Genomic DNA, 25,310 nt, shown 5'->3' with positions numbered 1-25,310 from the left:
TCAAAAAATTAATAGAAACAAGCAGTATAAGGAAGTGAAGGAGCGAGGAGTGGAGTTTACTAAAGTAAATGAACGCCGCAGCGACTGAAACTGACGAAATAATGCGAAGTTTATAGGAATTTTTAAAATTTGATAGAAACGAGTAATACAGGGAAACAAATGAGTGAGGAGCGGAGTTTACTACGGTAAATGAGCACCAGAGCGAATGAAGTTGACGAAGTAGTACGATGTTTATAGCAAATTTAGATCTGGTGATGATGGTCCTAAGGGTAACACCCCTTTCCATTCCGAACAGGCAGGTTAAGCCTTAGGACGCCGAGAGTACTGCACGGGAGACTGTGTGGGAGGGTAGGTTGTTGCCAGGTAGTGTTAGCTAAGAAAACTTAGCTAACAATATGGCTCGATAGCTCAGTCGGTAGAGCAGAGGACTGAAAATCCTCGTGTCGCTGGTTCGATTCCTGCTCGAGCCACCAATAACCTAGATTATTAATCTAGGTTATTTTTTTATGCAAAATTTTATATTTTAGCTTTATATTATAGATATATCACTTCTAAATTTAATCTATCTCTGAGAAATTTAGAATTGATTAACCCTAGCGGCGAACACTGTTCGTCCCTACAATAAAACACTAGCAATTGTATTGCTAGCTAAAAAATCCATTAAAGAAATTTTTTTGATCAAAATAATTTCCACCTTGTATAATGTAGTTACAATATTTGATAGAAAGCTAATCTCATTTCTAACGAACATTGAATCACATTATTTTATTAACATTCTTAAATTTAATATTTTTCATACAACACCTTTAGGTGTAAACAGCATATCTTTAGTTTAATTTTTTAATTAGTTTTCTATTAAGATCCCTATCGGGAATCTAACCAAATTAAATATTTTTTAGTATAATACTCCTGAATAGATGATAGATGTATTCCACCTGGGAAGCACGTAGTGCTCATACCCGTAAATAAGCGTATCATTCCATCAGGTAGAATTCTATGTTTAGCTGGTTGGGTTTCCTTTTGGGAATTACCCGTGTCACAGACAAGGTTATAAGCTATCTGATAGATTGGAATTTCTATTCTATCTCAAATATAATTCAAAGGAGATATATACAATGTCCAAATTTTTTAATAATCCTGTAGTAGGGATTGATGTTTCAGCAGATTTTTCATATGTTGCAATACTTGCACCTAATGGTGATATTTATAAGAAATCATTTAAGATAAAGCATGATGTTTCTGGTTTTAATTATTTATTAAAAGAAATAAAAAAAGCAGAAGAAGAGTTTAACATGAAAACTGGCATTTTCATGGAGTCCACTGGTGTGTACCACTTATCTCTTTTCCACTTTCTTAATAAAAACTTTGATAACACATTTGTTATCAATCCACTCATTACTAATTGTAACAAAAATAGAGATATAAGAAAAGTGAAAAATGATAAAAAAGATGCTTTATCTATTGCCAGAATAGGTAAATTCCAAAATATTAAACTTTCACAAGGCATTAGTCTAGATATATTTTTATTACGATCTCTTATAAGAGAATATTATAAATTAACTGATACTTGTTCAACATTTAAGAAAAAATTATCTGCTGATTTAAGAGTGATTTTTCCAGGTTACAATACAGTATTCTCAAATACAACTTCTCCTAGTTCAATTGCTATATTAAGTAAATATCCATCACATAAAGCAGTGCTAGACGCACCCAAAGATGCTATTTTAGACATACTTATTACTAAATCTAAAAAAGGTGTTTTGTGGGCTGAAAAAATTTACTCTAACTTATATAATATTGCAACTGAAGCTAATGTTATTGGATTACCCTTATCGGGTATATCAATTAAAATCACCAGTAAAATAGCATTAATCAATGCTATAGAATCTGAAACACTTAACTTGTTAAATGAAGTAAAAAACTTAATTAATTCTACCAACTTTCCAAAACAAGTTAGAACTAATATTGAACTCTTAACTTCAATTCCTGGTATAGGTGGATTAACTGCTATTACCCTAGTTGCTGAAATAGGTGATATTAATGGCTTCATAAAACCTAAACATCTAGTTGCTTTCTTTGGGATAGACAGTTCTGTTAATGAATCTGGTAATTTTAAAGGTAACCAAAATAAAATTTCTAAACGTGGAACTCGTATTGGAAGACGAGCTTTATATACTGTTGCATTAGCCTCCATAAGAAAAAGTCGTAACGGAGTTCCTATTAATAAAGATTTATTAGATTACTATCAAACAAATCTTAAAGGCAAGAAGTCAAAAGTAGCATTAGTTGCTATAATGCATAAAATATTAAACTATATTTTTGCAACACTTAGAAATCAAAAACCTTTTGAACTAAGAGATCCTAGAATTCACAAACAAATGTTTTTAGAAAATAAAGCGATAGCTGTCGCTATATAAAAAGTCCATTTTTTGTAATCGTTCGTATTTTAAAATGGTCTTTTTGTCATACCCATTTTTCAAGGAAAAAATTTTTTTACATTATACTTGACTATTATTAGCTGGTCTTAATTGTGCATTTTGCATTGTGAATTAAAATACCATAGAGATATACATTAATTTTTAAAGTAGTTTATCTATAAATTAATCTATAAATATATTATAATGTGTTTGTAATATTTAAGAATAAATATATAATAATATTAACTATAGTATGAAGTATAAAAAATAGTCGATGAAATAAAAACTTCAGGAAAGAAGAAAGTTTAATCAAAAATTTGGATTAAATACTAATGAATTTCTAAAAAAGAATAACTAGTATAATAAGCAAAAAATATAGTATGTATTTAATAACATAAGATTATATTAAAAAGGAGATGCCTAATGAAGATTACAGAATGGATGGAGAAAATATTCAATTCTTTAAATGAAGGAGTACTAATTGTAGATAGAGAAGGAAATATCTTATTTTTCAATAAGGCTTATTCAAATTTTATAGGTAAAAATCTTAATGATGTTGAAGGATTACCTATAAGGGATATTCGTCCAGGCTCCCTGATACAAGATGTAATGGAAACAGGAGTAGCTAAGTTAGGAGTTCTACGTAAAGAAAATAATGATGAATATTTTTGTAATATATCTCCTATTATTTCAGATGGAAAGACAATTGGAGGTATATCAACAGTTACATTTTTAAAAGATGCTGTGTATTTAAGTAAAAAAATTAAAGAGCTAGAGAAAAAGAACAAGTATTTAATGGAGAAAATTCATCGTACAAATGGTACTAAATACACTTTTAAGAATATTATCGCTGTAAATGATACTTCAATACTCACTAAAAATATAGCACAAAAAATTGCACATTCAGATGTTTCTGTGCTTATTGAAGGTGAGAGTGGAAGTGGTAAGGAAGTATATGCACAATCTATACATAATGAAAGTGAAAGAAGCAAATATCCTTTTGTAGCTATAAATTGTTCAACTTTAACACCTACAATGCTAGAAGGTGAATTGTTTGGATATGAAGATGGGGCTTTTACTGGAGCTAAGAAGGGCGGAAAAATTGGTTTGTTTGAAAGTGCCAATCAAGGAACGATATTTTTAGATGAAATATCTGAAATGGATTATTCATTACAGGCAAAATTATTACGTGTATTACAAGAAGGGACTATTAGAAAAATTGGAGGAACTAAAGAAATTGACATAGATGTTAGAGTTATTTGTGCTTGTAATGTAGATTTAATGAAATATATTGAAGAGGGTAAGTTTAGGAAGGACCTATATTATAGAATTGCAGTTTTCCCTATTCATATAGTACCTTTAAGAGAAAGACGAGAAGATATACCATATTTATTAGACTTCTATATACAAAAGTTAAGTAATAAGCTTAGAAGAAAGATATCTTTAACAGACAAGGCAAAAGCTTCACTTTATAATTACGACTGGCCTGGAAATGTAAGAGAAATGAGAAATGTTCTTGAGTTTTCATCTATAATGGCTACAGATGGTTTTATAAGAGAAGAAAATTTACCGGCTCCTATTACTGAAAATTCAAAAGAATCGGAACCAAAATTTTATAAGCTTTCTGATAAGATTAAGAAGTTTGAAAGGGAAGAAATTAATAAAGCAATTGAATATTTTGGTGATACTGTTGATGGGAAGAAAGAGGCAGCTAAGCATCTAGGGATATCTTTATCAACTCTTTATTATAAGCTTAGTTAAAAGTTATTTCATTTCTTAAATTTAGGAAAGTAATATACTTTTATTCTTAAATTTAAGAAATTATAATTAATAATGATTTCACCAAGTTTTTAAATATATAAGTTAAAATTTCGAGGTTATTATTCTTAAATTTAAGAATAATAACCTTTTCATTTGCAATATATTCTCGGTTTTAAGGCATTTCTAGATATTCTAAATTTGGCATATAAATTGCTTAAGTATATATTAAGAAATTATACTACAAACCTTTACATATACTTTATTTAAATTTAGTATTACTAAATAATATTTGAGATTGCTATGTATATTGTAAATTAATAATAGTGAAAATTGATTTTTATAATATGTGTACTAATTGCTAGAGTGATTAATTTAATCATAAAGAGCATTATTACTTAATTTGAAAGGAGTAATTATTTATGAAAAAAATTAGAATTGGAAGTGGTGCTGGCTATGCAGGTGATCGTATTGAGCCAGCAGTAGAAATAATGGAAAAAGGAAATGTTGACTATATAATTTTTGAATGTCTTGCTGAAAGAACTATAGCTATTGGGCAAATGGATAAGCTTAAAGATCCTACAAAAGGTTATAATCAATTACTTGAAAGTAGAATGAGAAAAATTCTTAAACTTGCAAAAGAAAAGGGAATTAAAGTTATTACTAATATGGGGGCTGCTAATCCAGTTTCAGCTGTTGAGGCAAGTATAAAAATAGCTAAAGAACTTGGAATTGTAGGCTTAAAATTTGCAGCTGTTACAGGTGATGATATACTTCCAAAAATTTCAGATTATTATAATAACGATGTTCTTGAATTAGATTGCAAACTTGGTGATATTAAAGAATCTATTTTATCTACTAATGTGTACCTTGGTGCGGAAGGAATTATAGAAGCGTTAGAAAATGATGCTGATATAATCATAACAGGTCGTGTTTCTGATCCTGCACTTTCTATTGGACCTTTAAGATATGAGTTTGGATGGAATATTAATGATAATACTCATGAAATAGGGCAAGCAGTTTTAGTTGGTCATTTACTTGAATGTGGTGGACAGGTTACTGGGGGCTATTACGCAGATCCTGGTATTAAAGATGTTGAAAACCTTGAAATATTGGGATTCCCAATAATTGAAATCGATGAAACTGGTAAATTTACTGTAACTAAGGTTGAAGGTTCTGGTGGATTAGTTAGTACTGACACTTGTAAAGAGCAAATGATTTACGAAATACATAATCCAGAAGCTTATATGACTCCAGATGCTATAGCCGATTTTTCTCATGTAACATTTACTCAAGAAGGTAAAGATTTAGTTAAAGTTGAAAATGCTAATTCTAAAGGAGTACCTGAAACTCTAAAAGTGAGCATAGGTTACAAAGATTGCTTTATTGGCGAAGGCGAAATTAGTTATGGCGGTACAAATGCTCTAGCAAAAGCTCAACTTGCTGCTGATATTGTTGAAAAAAGACTTAAACTAACTGGTGTTCAAATAGAAGAATTAAGAATTGACTATATTGGTTTTAATTCACTATATAAAACAAAAATCTCTAGTCAGTATGCTCCAGAAGTATTCCCAGAGATTAGACTTCGTATAAGTGGAAGGACTAAAGATAGAGAAAATGCTATTTTAATTGGTAATGAAGTTGAGACTCTTTACACTAATGAGGCCTGCAGGTGGTGGTGGAGCAACTAAAAAAGTAGTAGAAGTTGTTTCAGTTTGCTCAATATTCGTTCCTAGAGATATCGTAAATATAGAAGTAAGTTATCAGGAGGTATAATAATATGAAATTAAAAGATGTTGCACATGGAAGAACTGGTGATAAAGGTGATATTTCTAACATTTCTGTTATTGCATACAGAGATGAAGATTATCCTATGTTAAAAGAAAAAGTTACTGCAGAAAAAGTTAAAGAATATTTTAGTGAAATTTGCAAGGGTGAAGTAGTAAGATATGAGATCGATAGTATTTGTGCTATGAATTTTGTTCTTGATAAGACTTTAGGTGGTGGAGTTACAAGAAGTCTTGCTCATGACAAACATGGAAAAGCTCTTGTTATGGCTTTAATGGAAATGGAAATCTAGTAAAAATAAAAGCTAAATAAGTATTTATTTAATAGGTAACATAAATATTGTAGCTGTTACTTAGGACGTGATCTGAAATGAAAGATATAGGAGGTAAATTATGTTAGCATTCTTAGGGCTTTTAACAATTATATTATTACTTGTGTTAGTTATGACAAAAAAAGCATCACCAACAGTAGCATTAATTGTAGTTCCGGTAGTTACAGCAGCTATTGGTGGTTTTGGGCTAGAAATTGGTGAATTTATGACTAGTGGAATTAAAAGTATATCAACAACAGGGGTTATGTTTATTTTTGCTATTTTATTCTTTGGGGTATTAAGTGATGCAGGAACATTTGACCCAATCATAAGGAGAATTATTAAAGTAGTTGGCAAGAATCCAGTGAAGATTGCAATAGGAACTGCAGTTTTAGCAATGCTTGTACATCTTGATGGTTCAGGGGCAGTTACATTTTTAATTACAATACCAGCAATGCTTCCACTATACGATGAACTTGGAATGAGAAGAACAACTTTAGCTACCATTGTTGCACTGGGAGCTGGTACTATGAATATATTGCCATGGGGCGGACCAACTATTCGTGCGGCTTCATCATTAGGAGTAACTCCAACTGAATTATTTAACCCAATGTTAGTTCCATTCTTAGCAGGTATTATATTTGTACTTATAGTAGCTTTTTTACTAGGAAAAAAAAGCAAAACATATTGGAAATATTGAAAATACAAAAATCATAGAAGTCGATGAAAAGGTTAATGAGGAAAAAGCGAAACTTGCAAGACCAAAGCTTTTTTATTTAATATTTTATTAATAGTTATAGCAATCACTATTATGATTACAAACAAATTACAACCACATGTAGTATTTATGCTTGGATTATGTATTGCTTTAGTAATCAACTATCCATCTGTAAAAGAACAAAAGGAACGTATAGATGCACATGCAAAAGAGGCCTTAATGATGGCTAGTGTTTTATTTGCAGCAGGATGTTTTACAGGAATAATGAAAGACTCAGGAATGATTACTGCTATGGCGGAAGTTGTAGTTGATATGATACCACCATCTTTAGGTAGACTAATACCGGTAATTACAGGGGTAATTTCTATGCCAGCCAGCTTATTATTTGATCCTGACTCTTTCTACTTTGGTGTATTACCAGTGTTAACAAGTAGTGCAAATCAATTTGGAGTACAAGGAATTATGGTTGGTAGAGCGGCAATCCTTGGACAAATGACAACAGGATTTCCTATAAGCCCATTAACGGCATCTACATTTCTTCTAACTGGATTAGCAGGTATAGATATTGGAGAACATCAAAAGAAAACCATTCCATTTGCATTTGCATGTACTATAGTAATGCTTATAGTAGCTATAGTTTTAAGAATAATATCATTATAAATTGTATTAAATAAATTTTAGTTTAATAGAGGGTAGTAGGATATTAGCACATACTGCCCTGTATCATTTTTAAAATTCTAAGTTCGTTTTAAATTGAATTTATATTTGAGTAGGAGGTAGCAATTTGAGCAAAATTATTTCAATGAATAGTGCAGTAGAGATGATAAAAGATGGGATGACCGTTATGGTGGGGGGATTTCTTGGGGCCGGTGCTCCAAATAAAATACTTGATAAATTGTCAGAAAGTGGTGCTAAGAACCTTACAATAATTTGTAACGATACTTCTTTTCCAGAAGTTGGACTTGGTAAGCTTATTGTAAATAAACAGGTAAAGAAAGCGGTTGTATCTCATGTTGGAACTAATCCAGAAACAGGCAGACAAATGAATACTAAGGAATTAGATGTTGAGCTTTCTCCACAGGGGACACTAGCTGAAAGGGTTAGAGCTTATGGTGCTGGATTAGGTGCAGTAGTTACACCTACTGGTATTGGAACAATCGTAGAAGATGGTAAACAAAAAATTACAATAGAAGGTAAAGAATATTTGCTTGAACTACCCTTAAAAGCGGATATTGCATTAATTTTTGGAAGTGTTGTAGATAAAAAAGGAAATATTTTATATAAGGGAGCAACAAGAAATTTTAATGATTTAATGGCTAAATCATCTGATATTGTAATTGTAGAGGCAGAGAAAATTGTAGAGGTTGGTGAAATTTCTCAAGAATCAGTTAATACACCAGGTATTTTTGTTGACTATATTGTGGAGGTGTAAGGATGAATAAATCTCAAATTAAAGAAGTTATTGCAAAAAGAGTTGCTAAAGAATTTAAAGATGGTGATGTTGTAAATTTAGGAATTGGATTACCCACAATGGTTGCTAATTATATTCCAAATGATATTGATGTTATATTACAATCAGAAAATGGATTTATTGGTTTAGGTCCTGCACCAGAAGCTGGCAAAGAAGACCAAAACATTGTAAATGCTGGGGCACAACCTGTCACTATAAAAGAGGGAGGCGCATTCTTTAATAGTGCTGAGTCCTTTGAAATAATAAGAGGAGGACATGTTGATGCAACTGTACTAGGTGCATTACAGGTGGATGAAAAAGGAAACCTTGCAAATTGGATGATTCCAGGTAAAATGGTTCCAGGTATGGGTGGAGCTATGGATTTAGTTGTGGGAGCTAAAAGGGTTATTGTAGCTATGGAGCATACTGCTAAAGGAAATTATAAAATATTAAAAAAGTGTACATTACCTTTAACTGCGGTTAATGAGGTTGATTTAATAATTACAGAAATGGGCGTAATGAAAGTTACTAGTGAGGGGATTGTTTTAAAAGAAATAAATCCTGAATTTACAATTGAAGATGTAAAAAATGCTACAGAGGCAGAATTAATTATTGATACAAACTTAAAGTTAATGTGCCAATATTAATAGACATCCATTATTTTAAATTTAATATCATTTTTAAAATAAAGCGAACCAAATGCTATAATATTATATAAATTAATCATAAATTAAATAACTACTTATGGAGATAGTGTTTGGTTTGGTAAAAAATATTAATAATAACTGTGTTTTAAATTACATTAAGTAGTATTTCAATTAAAATAAAAAATTCAATATATATTTATAAAATGCGTTGAAATATAGAAGTTATATATCTATTACTACTAGCACTTTAATCTTCACTTACTTTTTTATATAAAACATGTTTTCTAAGATTATTTACCTGTGCTATATTTGGATGTTCAAATTCTTGTGCATATTTCATTCCTATCTTTTTCATAATATTTATTGATCTTACATTTAATGCAGAGGTGAAGGACACAATTTCTTTAAAACCTAAATTAATAAATCCATAATCTAAGCATTTTTTAGCTGCTTCTTGTGCATATCCTTTACCCCAATATTTATATGCTAATCTCCATCCTATTTCAACACATGGGGTAAAATTTGATTCAAACTGTGGAATTGATAATCCAACAAAACCAATAAATTCATTTGTTTGCTTTATTTCTACAGCCCATAGGCCAAATCCATTATTTAATATATGCATTTTGATTTTATCCACCATTTGTTTTGTTTCAATTTCAGTTAATACTTTTGGAAAATATTCCATTACTCTAGGGTCTTTGTTCATTTCAGCAAATTTTGGAATATCAGTATCTAGCCAATTGCGTAGTCCTAATCTACTTGTCTCAATAATATACATAAATTCCTCCTTAAAGACTATTTAAGTCAATCTTAATATTATTATAAGTAAGTATATTATAATTCTTAATATTTTTGTTGATAATGTGGATAATATTTTATCTTGTGTTAATAATTATTTGTATTAATTTAGGTTTGTTTATCTTTAAAAGAATAGATAACTAATGTTCTAAGAATTTTTAACTTATATATGTTACATTGATTTAAAGTACAGAAAAATATAAAAACCGTCACTCAATTTTGAGGAAGGTTTTTTATACTTATTACATATTAGATATAAAATCCACTACGGATTCTACATGTCCATCAACTTTTACTTTTCTAAAGACTTTTGATATGTTTCCACCTTTATTAATTATAAATGTACTTCTTTCAATACCAATAGATTTTTTACCAAACATAGTTTTTTCTTTTAATACATTATATAATTCACAAACAACTTTATCTACATCAGATAGAAGTATGTAGTTTAATTCATGTTTATTTATAAACTTTTCATGTGAATTTAAATTATCTTTACTTATTCCTAATACAATGGTATTTAACTCATCCAGAGTTTTTAGATGCTCCTTAAAAGAAACAGCTTCTTTTGTTCATCCAGGAGTGTTATCTTTTGGATAGAAAAATAATACTACATTTTTTCCTATATAATCACTTAATTTATGAGTATTTCCATCACTACCTGGTAAAGAAAAATCAGGAGCTTTCATATTTTCATTTAAAATTTCCATATTCTCACCTTCTCAATCAGTTTTAGTAATAGATAACATTCCATCTATTACTAAATAGTATAACACTTTATTTAGAATTTAGTAAAAATATGTTTAGGATTTTTATTGATTAAATAAAATAACTTTTTATATTGTATAACGTATATTAGGTGGAAACTAAATAATTAAATATGAAAAGAATATATAAAGGGTAGTTATATAGAGAAGGAGAGAAAAGTATGAAAAAAACAAAATAATAATATCTGTTTTAGCTTCATCAATAATAGTTAGCAATTTAATTATTATAGCAAATGCACAGCCTAATTTGCCATTACAAGATGTTCATAATATGATAAGTGAAATAAAAGATCAAGGCTCTAGACCAGTACCAGTTGAATTAGAAGAAAGTGGAGAGTGTATAATTGTAACATTTGTTATTCATGAAAAGTTTGATGAAGAGGTTGAGAAGATAAAATCTAATCCTAATTTTGAAGTAAAAGAAATTAATAAAGAAAAGATAACTGTAAAAGTATTGGTTAAAAATCAAGAAGTATTAAAACCTATTTTACAGGAATGGGATGGAATGCTTTCTAGACCACAATACAGAAATCTATATTCTTCACTTCAAATAGAAGAAATAAATGAGAATAAGAAGAACATAGGTTATATTCCTAAAAATGTCTATAATGATAATGGTGATATAATAGGTCAAACAAGAAACATTATGATTCAACCTGTACCTATAGAATTAATAAAAAACAAATATAATGCAATTATAAACTGTATGATAAAAAGTGATTTTAATACTCGGCTTAAAAACCTTCAATTAAATACTGACTTTAAAATAAAAAGTAGATAGGAATATATTAATAATATAAGTATCAACTGCTAATAAACACATAATTGATAATATAAACAAGCAAATAAGTGAGATGCCAAATCACATATAAAATTAATATAAGAAAATATAGTTTTTTAATATGATATCTGTTTTAAAATTATTACTCTATTAATATAAAAATAAATATAGTAATTTATTATGAGATTTTATAATAAATTTTAAAAGAATTGACTATAATTTAAATAGTCAATTCTTTTTTATAAGTATTAAAGCATTTTCTACACAAATAATATCAAATCTAAATAATAAGAAAATAAATTATAGGCTTTTAATATAATTATTAGCTTTTAATTAAGGGGCTATGACTTCATTGAAATATTTTAAGAACTATATATAACTGGTATAGATAAAAACAGTATAATAGTTATCAGGAGATGAGTGTTATGGAAAGTCATTTAAGATTAATCTCAAACATAGTATTATATTTATTCATATATCTATTAGGACAATTTCTATCAATATTATTGGTTACTATACCTTCAATATTTTATTATGCTTATTTAAATATAGAATTAAAAGAGGTACTATTAAGAATAGATAAAAATCTCTTAATAACAGTATCTATAGGAGCAATGATCAGCTTAATTATCTATACATTGATTCTAAGAAAAAATAAGAATAATCTTTGGAAGAGATGTAATTTTAGTAATATAACTATGAAAAGTATAATTTTTATTGGAATTATATCTATATGTTACTCTGTGATTTCCACTTGTTTTGTTGGTTTTAGTTATAAATTTTTTTCAGTCTATAATGCTATAGTAAGTTCTCCAGTTTATAATGAAAGTATTCTATCTTTAATTAGTGGAATAATATTTATACCTATTTTTGAAGAAATACTTTTTAGAGGCATAATATTTAATGAGTTAAGAGATAATCTTTCACTAATTACTAGTATATTAATACAAGGATTTATATTTGCAGTAATGCATGGAAATATAATTCAGGTTATTTATACATTTCCACTAGCTATAATGTTAGCTTTAGTATATGTATGGACAAATTCTATTTGGGCAAGTATATTGCTACATGTATTTTTTAATTTTACGGGTATGGTTATAACTCCTAATATAGTAAGTTTAAATGTATTAACTATAGCACTAATCCCTTCTATAATACTCTTAGTTATTGTGTTTAAAGACTTTAAAAAATTGCTTTTAGAGTAATATAAGGATATATCAATTTTAAAACTCAAATATAACTATCATATATACTTTAGAAAAGCATTTATATAGTGGTATGTTTTAAATGTTAAAATGGATTATTTATATATAGATATAGTATATTATCTTTAAAATTATAAAAATATGTGTATACTTAACCGTGTGTATCAGTAAGCATAAATTCTAGAAATAGAGAGGAAAAACTAGTATTTAAAATATAATTTATGTAAATTAGAAGATTTTAAGTAACATGTTATTGTAGCTTTGATATAATAATGCTTGTCCCTAAGAGATGTAAAAACAAATCTTGGTGATGAGGTTTAGTTTTTATTAAAGACAGTTAAACAAGTTTAAAAAACTTAAAAAAACTGTTGACAAGAAAAAACAAAGCTGATAGAATAGTAAGAGTCGTCAGGTGATGACGGTAAAAATTACTAAATAATTTGGTCTTTGAAAATTAAACAGAGAAATAGGTAAAACCAGTTAATTCATTGAGTTTCGAAAGAAACTTAAAATGACTATTAATAGTCAGCAAACTTTACTTGAGCAATCAAGATACAAACTTTTAAATTGAGAGTTTGATCCTGGCTCAGGACGAACGCTGGCGGCGTGCCTAACACATGCAAGTCGAGCGATGAAGCTCCTTCGGGAGTGGATTAGCGGCGGACGGGTGAGTAACACGTGGGTAACCTGCCTCATAGAGGGGAATAGCCTCCCGAAAGGGAGATTAATACCGCATAACGTATGAAGGTCGCATGACTTTTATACCAAAGGAGCAATCCGCTATGAGATGGACCCGCGGCGCATTAGCTAGTTGGTGAGGTAACAGCTCACCAAGGCGACGATGCGTAGCCGACCTGAGAGGGTGATCGGCCACATTGGAACTGAGACACGGTCCAGACTCCTACGGGAGGCAGCAGTGGGGAATATTGCGCAATGGGGGAAACCCTGACGCAGCAACGCCGCGTGAATGAAGAAGGCCTTAGGGTTGTAAAGTTCTGTCATATGGGAAGATAATGACGGTACCATATGAGGAAGCCACGGCTAACTACGTGCCAGCAGCCGCGGTAATACGTAGGTGGCAAGCGTTGTCCGGATTTACTGGGCGTAAAGGATGCGTAGGCGGACATTTAAGTCAGATGTGAAATACCCGAGCTCAACTTGGGTGCTGCATTTGAAACTGGGTGTCTAGAGTGCAGGAGAGGAAAGCGGAATTCCTAGTGTAGCGGTGAAATGCGTAGAGATTAGGAAGAACACCAGTGGCGAAGGCGGCTTTCTGGACTGTAACTGACGCTGAGGCATGAAAGCGTGGGGAGCAAACAGGATTAGATACCCTGGTAGTCCACGCCGTAAACGATGAATACTAGGTGTAGGAGGTATCGACCCCTTCTGTGCCGCAGTTAACACAATAAGTATTCCGCCTGGGGAGTACGATCGCAAGATTAAAACTCAAAGGAATTGACGGGGGCCCGCACAAGCAGCGGAGCATGTGGTTTAATTCGAAGCAACGCGAAGAACCTTACCTAGACTTGACATCCCCTGAATTACCTGTAATGAGGGAAGCCCTTCGGGGCAGGGAGACAGGTGGTGCATGGTTGTCGTCAGCTCGTGTCGTGAGATGTTGGGTTAAGTCCCGCAACGAGCGCAACCCTTATCATTAGTTGCTACCATTAAGTTGAGCACTCTAGTGAGACTGCCCGGGTTAACCGGGAGGAAGGTGGGGATGACGTCAAATCATCATGCCCCTTATGTCTAGGGCTACACACGTGCTACAATGGTTGGTACAACAAGATGCAAGACCGCGAGGTGGAGCTAAACTTAAAAAACCAATCCCAGTTCGGATTGTAGGCTGAAACTCGCCTACATGAAGCCGGAGTTGCTAGTAATCGCGAATCAGCATGTCGCGGTGAATACGTTCCCGGGCCTTGTACACACCGCCCGTCACACCATGAGAGCTGGTAACACCCGAAGTCCGTGAGGTAACCGTAAGGAGCCAGCGGCCGAAGGTGGGATTAGTGATTGGGGTGAAGTCGTAACAAGGTAGCCGTAGGAGAACCTGCGGCTGGATCACCTCCTTTCTAGGGAGTCGACGTAGTTGGTAACTCTTCTACGAACACTGGTACTATACTCTGTTTAATTTTGAGCGACCAAGGTCCTACGGGACAAAGGAAAAGCTCAATTGTTCTTTGAAAATTGCACAGTGAAAATATTTGTTTAAATATCCTTTTAAATTAAAAGATAAATAAACAATTTCGTCAAGACAAACAAAAATAAATTTAAAAACTAAAGTTTTTGAATTCTATTTATGCGAATTTGTATAAGACATTTTTATAAAGTTAATGAAACTTTATAAAATCAAATAGAAGCGAGTAGTACAAGGAAACGAAGGAACGAGGAGCAGAACTTACTAAGGTAAGTGAGCACCGCAGTGACTGAAGTTGACGAAGTAATACGAAGCTTATATTTATTTTGATAGGTCAAGCTACAAAGGGCGCAGGGTGAATGCCTTGGCACTAGGAGCCGAAGAAGGACGCGATAAGCTGCGATAAGCTTTGGGTAGACGCAAATAGTCTGTGATCCAAAGATTTCCGAATGGGGGAACCCACATGGCTACGCCATGTACTATATGCTGAATACATAGGTATATAGAGGTAAACCCGGGGAACTGAAACATCTAAGTACCCGGAGGAAGAGAAAGAAAAATCGATTTCCTAAGTAGCGGCGAGCGAAAGGGAAAGAGCCCAAACCTAAGCCTTTGGCTTGGGGGTTGAGGACAGAACATAAAAGAGGTGGCTATTGTAACTGAAGATAGCTGGAAAGCTACTCCGTAGAAGGTAATAGACCTGTAAGTGAAACGAGAAGACCTTAAGTTCTGATCCAGAGTACCACGAGACACGTGAAACCTTGTGGGAAGCAGGGAGGACCACCTCCCAAGGCTAAATACTACCTAGTGACCGATAGTGGAGAAGTACCGTGAGGGAAAGGTGAAAAGAACCCCGGAAGGGGAGTGAAATAGAACCTGAAACCCTGTGCCTACAACCGATCGAAGCACTTTATATGTGTGACGATGTGCTTTTTGTAGAACGAGCCAACGAGTTACGATATGTAGCGAGGTTAAGTACTTAAGGTACGGAGCCGAAGGGAAACCGAGTCTGAATAGGGCGCAAAGTTGCATGTCGTAGACCCGAAACCGGGTGACCTATCCATGGCCAGGTTGAAGCGAGAGTAAAATCTCGTGGAGGACCGAACCACGTTGGTGTTGAAAAACCATGGGATGAGCTGTGGATAGCGGAGAAATTCCAATCGAACTCGGAGATAGCTGGTTCTCCTCGAAATAGCTTTAGGGCTAGCGTCGATTAATTAAGTAATGGAGGTAGAGCACTGAATAGGCTAGGGGGCATATCGCTTACCGAACCTTATCAAACTCCGAATGCCATATACTTGTATTTCGGCAGTCAGACTGCGAATGATAAGATCCGTAGTCAAAAGGGAAACAGCCCAGACCATCAGCTAAGGTCCCAAAGTGTAAGTTAAGTGGTAAAGGATGTGGGATTTCTAAGACAACTAGGATGTTGGCTTAGAAGCAGCCACTCATTCAAAGAGTGCGTAATAGCTCACTAGTCAAGAGATCCTGCGCCGAAGATGTCCGGGGCTAAAACTTACCACCGAAGCTATGGGTGTACACTATGTGTACGCGGTAGAGGAGCTTTCTGCATTGGCTGAAGTCGTACCGAAAGGAGCGGTGGACGATGCAGAAGTGAGAATGTTGGCATAAGTAGCGAGAGACAGGTGAGAATCCTGTCGGTCGAAAACCTAAGGTTTCCTGAGGAAGGCTCGTCCGCTCAGGGTTAGTCGGGACCTAAGCCGAGGCCGAAAGGCGTAGGTGATGGACAACAGGTTGATATTCCTGTACCACTAGCAGACGTTATTACAAATGGGGTGACGCAGGAGGATAAGATGTGCTAGCTATTGGATGCTAGTCTAAGCGTTTAGGTATGTAGGATAGGCAAATCCACCTACATTAGCTGAGGCGTGATGGGGAAACCCTTTAAGGGTGAAGTATCTGATTCCACGCTGCCAAGAAAAGCCTCTATGGAGGAAGTTAGTGCCCGTACCGCAAACCGACACAGGTAGGTGAGGAGAGAATCCTAAGACCATCGGAAGAATTGCTGTTAAGGAACTCGGCAAATTGACCCCGTAACTTCGGGAGAAGGGGTGCCTACGCAAGTAGGCCGCAGAGAATAGGCCCAAGCAACTGTTTAGCAAAAACACAGGTCTCTGCTAAAGCGAAAGCTGATGTATAGGGGCTGACGCCTGCCCGGTGCTGGAAGGTTAAGGGGATTGCTTAGTGCAAACGAAGGCATGAACTTAAGCCCCAGTAAACGGCGGCCGTAACTATAACGGTCCTAAGGTAGCGAAATTCCTTGTCGGGTAAGTTCCGACCCGCACGAATGGCGTAATGATTTGGGCACTGTCTCAACAGCAAATCCGGCGAAATTGTAGTGCAAGTGAAGATGCTTGCTACCCGCGATTGGACGGAAAGACCCCGTAGAGCTTTACTGCAATTTAGCATTGAGTTTCGGTACTATCTGTACAGGATAGGTGGGAGACTTGGAAGCAAGGGCGTCAGCCTTTGTGGAGTCATCCTTGGGATACCACCCTGATAGTACTGGAATTCTAACCGGAGGCCTTGAATCAGGTCACGGGACATTGTTAGGTGGGCAGTTTGACTGGGGCGGTCGCCTCCAAAAAAGTAACGGAGGCGCCCAAAGGTTCCCTCAGAACGGTCGGAAATCGTTCGAAGAGTGCAAAGGCAGAAGGGAGCCTGACTGCGACACAGACAAGTGGAGCAGGGACGAAAGTCGGGCTTAGTGATCCGGTGGTTCCTCGTGGGAGGGCCATCGCTCAACGGATAAAAGCTACCTCGGGGATAACAGGCTGATCTCCCCCAAGAGTCCACATCGACGGGGAGGTTTGGCACCTCGATGTCGGCTCGTCGCATCCTGGGGCTGAAGTAGGTCCCAAGGGTTGGGCTGTTCGCCCATTAAAGCGGCACGCGAGCTGGGTTCAGAACGTCGTGAGACAGTTCGGTCCCTATCCGTCGCGGGCGTAGGAAATTTGAAGGGAGCTGTCCTTAGTACGAGAGGACCGGGATGGACAGACCTCTGGTGCACCAGTTGTCACGCCAGTGGCACAGCTGGGTAGCTATGTCTGGAAGGGATAAACGCTGAAAGCATCTAAGCGTGAAGCCCCCCCTAAGATGAGATTTCCCATAACATAAGTTAGTAAGACTCCTGGAAGAACACCAGGTTGATAGGTGAGAGGTGTAAGCATGGCAACATGTTCAGCTGACTCATACTAATAAGTCGAGGGCTTGACCTAATTGATTTCACTGTGCAATTTTCAGAGAATAATTTCTTTGAAGTTTATAAAATTTTTAAAATTTGATAGAAACGAGTAATACAAGGAAACAAATGAGTGAGGAGCGGAGTTTACTACGGTAAATGAGTACCAGAGCGAATGTAGTTGACGAAGTAGTACGATGTTTATAGCAAATTTAGATCTGGTGATGATGGTCCTAAGGGTAACACCCCTTTCCATTCCGAACAGGCAGGTTAAGCCTTAGGACGCCGAGAGTACTGCACGGGAGACTGTGTGGGAGGGTAGGTTGTTGCCAGGTAGTGTTAGCTAAGAAAACTTAGCTAACAATATGGTTCACTAGCTCAGTCGGTAGAGCACATGACTTTTAATCATGGTGTCCGGGGTTCGATCCCCCGGTGAGCCACCAGTCCTTAGTACATTGTACTAAGGATTTTTTTATTGTAATTAACAGATAGATACTCAATAATAAAAGAAGCAACTTCAATAAGATGCTTCTTTTATTTATTAGGATATTATAAAGATAATAAAATATTTTATTTTGAAATATATTGTTTACTTTTTATATAATTGATCGTTATATATATGAATGTACATTTAAGATTGCTTAATATAGCAAAATAGTTGTATATGGGAGAGTTAAATGAATGATGAATTAATAAATAAATTGTTCAAAGATGATATGAAAATAATATATAAGTATCTTTTAAAAATAGGTTGTAGTCATCATGATGCTGAGGATATTATACAAGATACCATGTGTAAAACTATAGAGTATATTGATGCTATTGATATAAATAAAATTAGTTCATGGTTATTTAAAGTAGCTTTAAATAAATATTATGACTTATACAGAAAAAGATCCAAATATCCTTCTGTAAATATAGATGATAAAAATTTTATAACTTCTATTTTTAGTGAATTTAGCACTCAATATAATGATCAAATAGATATAGAATCTATATTAAATAAATTAAATCCAACCTATAGAAATTTATTGATACTTAAATATGATATTGGATTATCCTATAAGGATATATCTTTATAGAGCTAGAAAAAGTTTTAAAGTGGAATATGGAGGGAAAGGTAGTGGAGAAAGATAATAAAAATATAAATGAAGAATTAGCATCTAATATTGAAAAAGAAAATATAGAAGATATATTCAGTGATAAAAAAATCAAAAGATCTATTAGGATAACAAAAATAAAGTCATTATTTAAAATAGTATTTGTATTCTTTGTTTGTCTAGTAATTACTCGTTTTTGTAATTATTATTATTTGGAGTATTTAGATGATAAAATGGTACGACAAAATACATATTATTTAAATATTTCATCTCCTAATATTGAATTTAGTGGTACTGGCAGTCAGATAGGATTTTTTTCAGGACAATCTATTACTGGATATAATAAATACGTAAATGGAGTACGGGTAAGCTTAGGCGGTATTAAATATAATTATGGATTTTTGAATAAGAATAATGGAAAATTCGAGTATACTGTAGATATTCTACCTAGATTATCAGAAAATCCTAAAGACATAGAAGAAAAAACAGTATATAATGGTTTAGGTCATAGATTAATGAAGTTTTACCATCCCAAAGTTAGTTTTTAAAAGTATAATAATGATTTAAATTTATTAGATGAATTAGAAGATAGTAAAAACATAGAAATGGCACTATCTTTTGATAGGGATTATTCAGTTAGTGAAGTTCAAAAATTGATTCCTGAAAATATAGATCTGGGTTGGTATTGGGTAGATACATTTAATAAAGAAGAAATAATTAAAATGAATGATGTTAATAATCCAGATAGAATGTTATTAGAAACATCTGATGAGATGATTGGATTTAAGGAAAGTGATTCATCAAATATTCGCTATAAAGAGCCAGAAAGAGGATTTATTTCGAATCTACAATATTTAGATAAAGAATATAGAGAGAAGTATAAAAACATATTTGAAATATTAGAAGATAGCAATGGAAATGTAGATGCAGAAAAAATTAGAATAATAGGGGTAGTAGTTACTGGGGATAAAAAATCTTTATCCACACTTAGGGATAAACCGTGGATAAAAGCATCAAGTTTTGGTGTAATTGTGGATAAATTTTAAAATTTAAAGAAAAGTACTTTTAGATAATAATAAAATATAAAGCAATAAAAAAGCGTGATTATTAGTCACGCTTTACTCTATTTTAAACAATTCTTTTGTAAAGTCAAAACAAGGAGTTTGACTGTCCCCAAAACTAGGTAAAGTTCTTGTGAAATTAGTAAGACCTAAACCTTCAGTATAAGTTTTAATTTCTCTGTAAGTATTATTTCCAAAACCTTCAATGTTATTAACTGTAGTTTCCGTCTCTATTATCTTTTTACCTTCTTCATTTTCACCTATATTTATTATCTTAGTAGATGCAGTATATTCTTTAGATTTATAATTAAAGTTTTCAATCCAAGTATTATCTACAGCTAAAGGTGATACAAGAATTTTACTATCCTTAATTATAGATTGAGAATGCATATCATTAGGGTTCTCAATAATTTGTCTTACAGAGGTACCATCAAGGATATAACTAAGTTTTATATTTAACTTTGACTCATCTAGACCCTCATCACTCATAGGAATTACTTTACCAGATATGTTAACTATAGTTTCATTATCATTACTTTCTGTACTATTTACGTTTATCTCTTCTACGTATTCTAGACTTCCACTATAATATAAAGTAGTATTTTCTTGTAATTTAAAAAATTTATATAATACTTTATCCTTAGCATGGGAAATGTTTTCGCCATAAGCTACTTTAAGAACATTTTTCTTAAAAAACACAAAGGTTAGTATTGATATAACAAAGAGAATTAATATAGCAATAATAACTTTTTTATTGCAGCCTTTCATAATACATTCCTCCATATATTTTTCGAGCATAATGTTTTATAATCTTATTATATACAAACAGCTAATTATATAAGTTACAAATAAATTATATAATTATTACATATTTGTTACAAATAAAATTTATATGTTACATATTTTACATTATAATTTTACATCAATATTACAATATTAATACAGATAGAGTTTAAATAAAATAAAAATTTATGGAGATGGCAATATGAAAATTAATAATAATATACTAAAAACTGAGTTTATAAGAAGACCAAATAGATTTCAAGGATATGTTATCATAGATGGTAAAGAAGAGTTAGTACATGTACCTAATACAGGAAGATGTAAGGAGATATTGATTCCAGGGTGTACTGTGGTATTAAGAGAGGAAAATGCACCTACTAGAAAAACAAGGTATGACCTTATTGCAGGATATAAAGGAGATAAGCTTATAAATATAGACTCACATATTCCCAATAAAGTAGTAGAGGAAGCACTAAAATTGGGAAATATACCTTCTTTAAAAAAGTATAATATCATAAGTAGAGAAAAAACATTTGGAAATAGTAGGTTTGATTTTAAGTTAAGTAATGATAATGGAGAAGAATATTATTTAGAAGTAAAGGGAGTAACTCTTGAAGAAGATAAAAAAACTATGTTTCCTGATGCTCCTACGGAGAGAGGGAGAAAGCATTTATTAGAATTAGTAGATGTAAAACATACAGGAAGAGGAGCAGGAGTTCTATTTTTAATTCAAATGAATGATATTGAAAGCTTTTCTCCTCATGATAAAATGGATAAAGAGTTTGGGGAAGCATTAAGATATGCAAAATCAAAGGGAGTAGATATTTTTGCTTATGAATGTGGAGTTGGAGATGACTTTATAACTTTAAGTAAAGAAGTTAAGGTTATACTATAATTTAAAAGCTTAAAAATGATAAACTAAGAGTGATAAGTTTAAATTTAAGAAATAAGGGTAAGAAAGAGGAGATTTTATGATTTATAATTATTGTCCTATTTGTGGAAATAAGCTTATTGAAAGAAGTAGTTGGGATGAAGGAACAGTGCCATACTGTGAAAATGATGATATATTTTTCTTTAATACACCTAAGCCTTGTGTAGTAGTAGCAGTAGTAAAAGATACAGAAATACTTCTTTTAAAGCAAAGTTATATATTTAAAAATTCTAAGGTTTTGGTATCAGGGTATGTTACAAATGGAGAAACAGTAGAGGAGACTGTTTATAGGGAGGTTAAAGAGGAAACAGGAATTACCATAGGAAATATTAAATATTTAGGGAGTCAATGTATAGAAGATAAAGACTTATTAATGCTTACTTTTGTAGCAAAATATGAAGATGGAGAAATAAATAAATCTTCAGAAGTAGAATGGGTAGGTTGGCATGATTTAGATATAGCTCTTTGTGAAATGGTAGAGGATAAAGTAGGAAAAAATGTAGTTAAACATATATTAGATGAACTTAAAATAGAAAGTAAAGCATGCACATATAATTGGCAATTTAATTAAGAGTTAACAATCTAAATACTTTTCAGCTAGTATTAAAAGTTTTATATAAAAGATTAGAGCAAGAGATCTTTAAAATTTATTTTTGATATAAGAATTTTTAAGTTATTTGAAGAGATGGTTTTAAATTTCGTAAAATAACCATTATGTGGAATTATAAAATAAAGCTTCTTAGCATAGTTAAGAAGCTTTTTAAGTTATTAATTACTTAAGTTAATCTTACTAATTCAATTTTAAGCTCATTATTATTATATTCTATATTAACATCATCTGTCATCATTCCTACTAATGCAAGTTCACAATCAGTATCATCATCTCCATTTAAATTCCAATAATATTCTTCCATTTCAGGTCTTCTTGGGGTAGATAAGGATGATTTAATTTCATTAAAGATATTCTTTGGTAAATTATTTATATGTGCTTTTATAAAAATAGTAGTTTTTTTCTCTTCTCTTTTTAAATTTAAATCTATATTATGACCACCATGATTAAGACAAAACATCATAATTTCATCTACTATTTTCATATTCCTTTGGTTAATATGTTTCATTAGTTTTCTTGCTCCTTTCTGAATGCAGTTATTAGTGGCACTAATATCATAGCTACAAAACCAGCAGCGAAACCATTATGATATAAATTCATTCCACCATGAAGATATCCTATATTCATTACCATACATATATGTAAAAAACCAGATAAAACTCCATAGTACCATCCAAAATGTCCTCCAATAGGACACAAAGTAGTACTAAATAGTATACCTAAAACCATACCTGGTGAAGTTATATCCCATACATTTAATAGTGCAGAAATAGTTGCACCTATTATAACTGGAAATATATTTTTTAAATGCTTTCCAAAAGCTCCGAATCCTGCTACTGTAAATATACCTGAAACAGTTGCACCATTTAAATCTCCTCCAATAGCCATTACAAAAGCTGTTGCAAAAATACCAAGCATACCCATATTAATAAATGTAAGACTTTTTCCAAATATAGAGTAATAATCGCTTACTAATCTTCCAGAATAATTATATAACATAAATAAATTTTTTAAACATTTTTTATCCGAAAAATATCCTATTAATATCATTGTGACAAAGAGGAATAATAGTATTAAGAATAGAAGCGTATTATTACCAGTTGACCATAAAAGTTTTTTTTCAAACTCCACTCCAAAAGCTCTAAAGATTGAGGTTAGACCTGTACCAATTAGACCGCCAGCTAATCCTACATTTGCTAGACTATAGCCTTGATGAAGTCTTAAGGTATAAGAAGCCATAGGAGCTAATATAAATCCTAAAAAAATACTTATAGATAAACTAACTATAATTGATAAATAAAAAGGTAAGAAATCTGAAAAAAATAATTCACCAACTGTTGGAGATAAGGTAGTTCCAAAGAGCATTATTACTATAAAGTTGGTAAATGGCAATTTTTGTGATTTAGAGTATAGAAATATACCTATGACTATAGGCCAGATATTTAAAATATTTTTCCCAAATAATGAAAAACCAGCAGTGGTAAATAAACCAGCTAATATAGCACCATTAGGTTCAACCTTGAGAATAAGTAATAAAATAATCAAGCTTGTTATTACTAAGGCTGAATTTATAAATGAGGCTCCAATGCCAGATAATTCAATATAATCAGTTATTAAAACGTCTGATTCAAGAATAATTTTTCTTAATCCTATCATTATATCTTTAGGGCTTTGAAGAAAAAATGCAATTATTGCTATTAATAGACAATATCCTAAAATAAAATAATAGGGAAAATATGCACTTTTTTCAATTCGTTTATACATATACTCCTCCTCATGGGCACTTAAATTTTTGTGAATATAGTATATCACAGATGAATATACAACTAATATAAATTTTAGTAAAAAATAATTGTTTAAAGTGTTATAATAATATAATATTAATTATACTAATCAGTTTAAAAATTATACGGAAAGGAGAAAAAAATGAGAAAACATGTGCCAGAATTTAAAGGATTATTAAGAAGTCATATGATTGAACTTCCTAAGGTTATCAGAGATGCAAGTGGTATTATTATTTTTGGTAAAAGATTAAAAAGTTTTGTATTTTCCACAGATGTAGCTGTTATTAAGAATACAAATGCAGATGCAGTAATTGCAGTATATCCTTTTACTCCTCAGCCGAGAATAACAGAGGCACTTCTTTTAGCATCAGATGTTCCAGTTTTTTGTGGAGTTGGAGGTGCTATTACAACGGGAAAAAGAGTAATAAACCTAGCATTAGATGCTGAATTTAAAGGTGCCATGGGGGTTGTAGTTAACTCTTCTACTCCTAATGAAGTTATTAAAAAAATGAGAGAAACAATAGATATTCCTATAATAGTGACAATTGTCTCAGAATTTGAAGATATAGAGTCACGAATAAAAGCTGGTGTTACAATATTAAATGTATCAGGTGCTAAAAGAACACCATATATAGTTAGGCAAATAAGGGAAAAATATCCAGAATTCCCGATAATGGCAACAGGAGGACCAAATGAAAATAGTATTAGAGAAACTATTGAAGCTGGTGCCAATGCTATAACGTATACTCCACCTAATACGGGAGATATACTAAATGAAATAATGATTGCTCATAGAAATAGGTATGAATTAGAACAAGAAGAGTAGTTTGCGAGGAAATATTTAATGAAAGCAGATATTGTAGTTTTTAATTGTAAAAAGTGCCCAGAATATATTTCTAATGATTGTGATGGGAAAGTAAATAATTGCATGTGCAAAAATTGCCCAAGAAATTTAGCGCAGTGTATAATAACTAAGTACTGTAGAGAAACTGAATCAATTATAGAAATATAAAACTCTTTGGTAGTGGCAAATAAAACACTACCAAAGAGTTTT

The 25,310-nt window shown here is 32.3% G+C and carries 21 protein-coding genes, 2 tRNA genes, 4 rRNA genes and 1 pseudogene; 23 read left to right on the top strand and 5 right to left on the bottom strand.

The window, feature by feature from the left end; genetic code table 11:
• Positions 1-247: 247 nt before the first annotated feature.
• The 10 genes from rrf (ACWPW7_RS02425) (at position 248) to ACWPW7_RS02380 (ending at position 9,088) form a co-directional block, all read left to right on the top strand.
• Positions 248-365, top strand: a 5S ribosomal RNA gene (gene rrf, locus ACWPW7_RS02425).
• A gap of 32 nt (positions 366-397) precedes the next feature.
• Positions 398-473: transfer RNA gene (locus tag ACWPW7_RS02420), tRNA-Phe, on the top strand.
• A gap of 642 nt (positions 474-1,115) precedes the next feature.
• Positions 1,116-2,417: an IS110 family transposase gene (locus tag ACWPW7_RS02415; protein WP_454052227.1), complete on the top strand. Its 1,302-nt coding sequence runs from the start codon at positions 1,116-1,118 to the stop codon at positions 2,415-2,417.
• Positions 2,418-2,840: 423 nt separating this feature from the next.
• Positions 2,841-4,178 carry a sigma-54 interaction domain-containing protein gene (locus ACWPW7_RS02410; protein ID WP_454052226.1) on the top strand — a complete coding sequence of 446 codons (1,338 nt, stop codon included), beginning with the start codon at positions 2,841-2,843 and terminating at the stop codon, positions 4,176-4,178.
• A 419-nt stretch (positions 4,179-4,597) separates the two neighbouring features.
• A complete protein-coding gene (locus ACWPW7_RS02405) occupies positions 4,598-5,866 on the top strand; it encodes an acyclic terpene utilization AtuA family protein (RefSeq protein WP_454052225.1) in 1,269 nt (422 codons plus the stop codon).
• A gap of 89 nt (positions 5,867-5,955) precedes the next feature.
• Positions 5,956-6,255 carry an AtuA-related protein gene (locus ACWPW7_RS02400; protein WP_291568882.1) on the top strand — a complete coding sequence of 100 codons (300 nt, stop codon included), beginning with the start codon at positions 5,956-5,958 and terminating at the stop codon, positions 6,253-6,255.
• 100 nt (positions 6,256-6,355) lie between these two features.
• Positions 6,356-6,973, top strand: coding sequence for an SLC13 family permease (locus ACWPW7_RS02395; RefSeq protein ID WP_454052224.1), 618 nt, complete (start codon positions 6,356-6,358; stop codon positions 6,971-6,973).
• Positions 6,974-7,084: 111 nt separating this feature from the next.
• Positions 7,085-7,651 carry a hypothetical protein gene (locus tag ACWPW7_RS02390; RefSeq protein WP_454052223.1) on the top strand — a complete coding sequence of 189 codons (567 nt, stop codon included), beginning with the start codon at positions 7,085-7,087 and terminating at the stop codon, positions 7,649-7,651.
• Positions 7,652-7,775: 124 nt separating this feature from the next.
• Positions 7,776-8,423: a CoA transferase subunit A gene (locus ACWPW7_RS02385; protein WP_454052222.1), complete on the top strand. Its 648-nt coding sequence runs from the start codon at positions 7,776-7,778 to the stop codon at positions 8,421-8,423.
• A gap of 2 nt (positions 8,424-8,425) precedes the next feature.
• Positions 8,426-9,088: a 3-oxoacid CoA-transferase subunit B gene (locus ACWPW7_RS02380; RefSeq protein WP_291568876.1), complete on the top strand. Its 663-nt coding sequence runs from the start codon at positions 8,426-8,428 to the stop codon at positions 9,086-9,088.
• Positions 9,089-9,335: 247 nt separating this feature from the next.
• Here ACWPW7_RS02380 and ACWPW7_RS02375 read toward each other — a convergent pair whose 3' ends face one another.
• Positions 9,336-9,869: a GNAT family N-acetyltransferase gene (locus ACWPW7_RS02375; RefSeq protein ID WP_454052221.1), complete on the bottom strand. Its 534-nt coding sequence runs from the start codon at positions 9,867-9,869 to the stop codon at positions 9,336-9,338.
• Between the two features lie 262 nt (positions 9,870-10,131).
• Positions 10,132-10,599 (bottom strand): thioredoxin-dependent thiol peroxidase, encoded by a 468-nt coding sequence (bcp, locus tag ACWPW7_RS02370; RefSeq protein ID WP_291568873.1) that lies wholly within the window; start codon positions 10,597-10,599, stop codon positions 10,132-10,134.
• A gap of 304 nt (positions 10,600-10,903) precedes the next feature.
• Here bcp and ACWPW7_RS02365 point away from each other — a divergent pair, with 304 nt between their 5' ends.
• From ACWPW7_RS02365 to ACWPW7_RS02325, 9 genes and pseudogenes are all read left to right on the top strand, one after another.
• Positions 10,904-11,437, top strand: a complete 534-nt coding sequence (locus ACWPW7_RS02365) for a hypothetical protein (protein ID WP_454052220.1) — start codon at positions 10,904-10,906, stop codon at positions 11,435-11,437.
• Positions 11,438-11,862: 425 nt separating this feature from the next.
• Entirely contained in the window at positions 11,863-12,645 is a 783-nt protein-coding gene (locus ACWPW7_RS02360; protein ID WP_454052219.1) for a CPBP family intramembrane glutamic endopeptidase, read from the top strand.
• A 563-nt stretch (positions 12,646-13,208) separates the two neighbouring features.
• Positions 13,209-14,720 (top strand): 16S ribosomal RNA (locus ACWPW7_RS02355).
• A gap of 397 nt (positions 14,721-15,117) precedes the next feature.
• Positions 15,118-18,024 (top strand): 23S ribosomal RNA (locus ACWPW7_RS02350).
• A gap of 180 nt (positions 18,025-18,204) precedes the next feature.
• A 5S ribosomal RNA gene (gene rrf / locus ACWPW7_RS02345) occupies positions 18,205-18,322 on the top strand.
• Together the 16S, 23S and 5S rRNA genes with 1 tRNA gene alongside form the textbook arrangement of a ribosomal RNA operon.
• 32 nt (positions 18,323-18,354) lie before the next feature.
• Positions 18,355-18,430 (top strand) — tRNA-Lys (locus tag ACWPW7_RS02340).
• A 234-nt stretch (positions 18,431-18,664) separates the two neighbouring features.
• Positions 18,665-19,069 (top strand): RNA polymerase sigma factor, encoded by a 405-nt coding sequence (locus ACWPW7_RS02335; RefSeq protein WP_454052218.1) that lies wholly within the window; start codon positions 18,665-18,667, stop codon positions 19,067-19,069.
• A 41-nt stretch (positions 19,070-19,110) separates the two neighbouring features.
• Positions 19,111-19,635, top strand: coding sequence for a sigma factor regulator N-terminal domain-containing protein (locus ACWPW7_RS02330; RefSeq protein ID WP_454052217.1), 525 nt, complete (start codon positions 19,111-19,113; stop codon positions 19,633-19,635).
• 36 nt (positions 19,636-19,671) lie between these two features.
• Positions 19,672-20,133: pseudogene (locus ACWPW7_RS02325) on the top strand (anti sigma factor C-terminal domain-containing protein); the annotation flags it as partial.
• Positions 20,134-20,205: 72 nt separating this feature from the next.
• Here ACWPW7_RS02325 and ACWPW7_RS02320 read toward each other — a convergent pair.
• Positions 20,206-20,916 (bottom strand): hypothetical protein, encoded by a 711-nt coding sequence (locus ACWPW7_RS02320; RefSeq protein ID WP_454052216.1) that lies wholly within the window; start codon positions 20,914-20,916, stop codon positions 20,206-20,208.
• Between the two features lie 217 nt (positions 20,917-21,133).
• On the opposite strand from ACWPW7_RS02320, the gene sfsA reads away from it, so the two are divergent.
• Together sfsA and ACWPW7_RS02310 are read left to right on the top strand one after the other, a co-directional pair.
• Positions 21,134-21,826 (top strand): DNA/RNA nuclease SfsA, encoded by a 693-nt coding sequence (gene sfsA / locus ACWPW7_RS02315; protein ID WP_454052215.1) that lies wholly within the window; start codon positions 21,134-21,136, stop codon positions 21,824-21,826.
• A 76-nt stretch (positions 21,827-21,902) separates the two neighbouring features.
• Positions 21,903-22,433, top strand: coding sequence for an NAD(+) diphosphatase (locus ACWPW7_RS02310; RefSeq protein WP_454052214.1), 531 nt, complete (start codon positions 21,903-21,905; stop codon positions 22,431-22,433).
• 205 nt (positions 22,434-22,638) lie between these two features.
• On the opposite strand, the gene ACWPW7_RS02305 is transcribed toward ACWPW7_RS02310, so the two are convergent.
• Both ACWPW7_RS02305 and ACWPW7_RS02300 read right to left on the bottom strand, forming a co-directional pair.
• Positions 22,639-22,956: a hypothetical protein gene (locus tag ACWPW7_RS02305; RefSeq protein WP_454052213.1), complete on the bottom strand. Its 318-nt coding sequence runs from the start codon at positions 22,954-22,956 to the stop codon at positions 22,639-22,641.
• Positions 22,957-22,979: 23 nt separating this feature from the next.
• Entirely contained in the window at positions 22,980-24,236 is a 1,257-nt protein-coding gene (locus ACWPW7_RS02300; RefSeq protein WP_454052212.1) for a DUF1576 domain-containing protein, read from the bottom strand.
• Between the two features lie 162 nt (positions 24,237-24,398).
• Here ACWPW7_RS02300 and ACWPW7_RS02295 point away from each other — a divergent pair, with 162 nt between their 5' ends.
• Together ACWPW7_RS02295 and ACWPW7_RS02290 are read left to right on the top strand one after the other, a co-directional pair.
• Positions 24,399-25,082: a hydrolase gene (locus ACWPW7_RS02295; RefSeq protein WP_454052211.1), complete on the top strand. Its 684-nt coding sequence runs from the start codon at positions 24,399-24,401 to the stop codon at positions 25,080-25,082.
• Between the two features lie 18 nt (positions 25,083-25,100).
• Entirely contained in the window at positions 25,101-25,268 is a 168-nt protein-coding gene (locus tag ACWPW7_RS02290) for a hypothetical protein (protein ID WP_291568721.1), read from the top strand.
• The last annotated feature ends 42 nt before the right edge of the window (positions 25,269-25,310 follow it).

The organism is Clostridium sp. Marseille-Q7071, assembly GCF_965112025.1.
The sequence above is the reverse complement of the archived record's forward strand: the minus strand, read 5'-3'. Positions and strand labels throughout refer to the sequence as shown.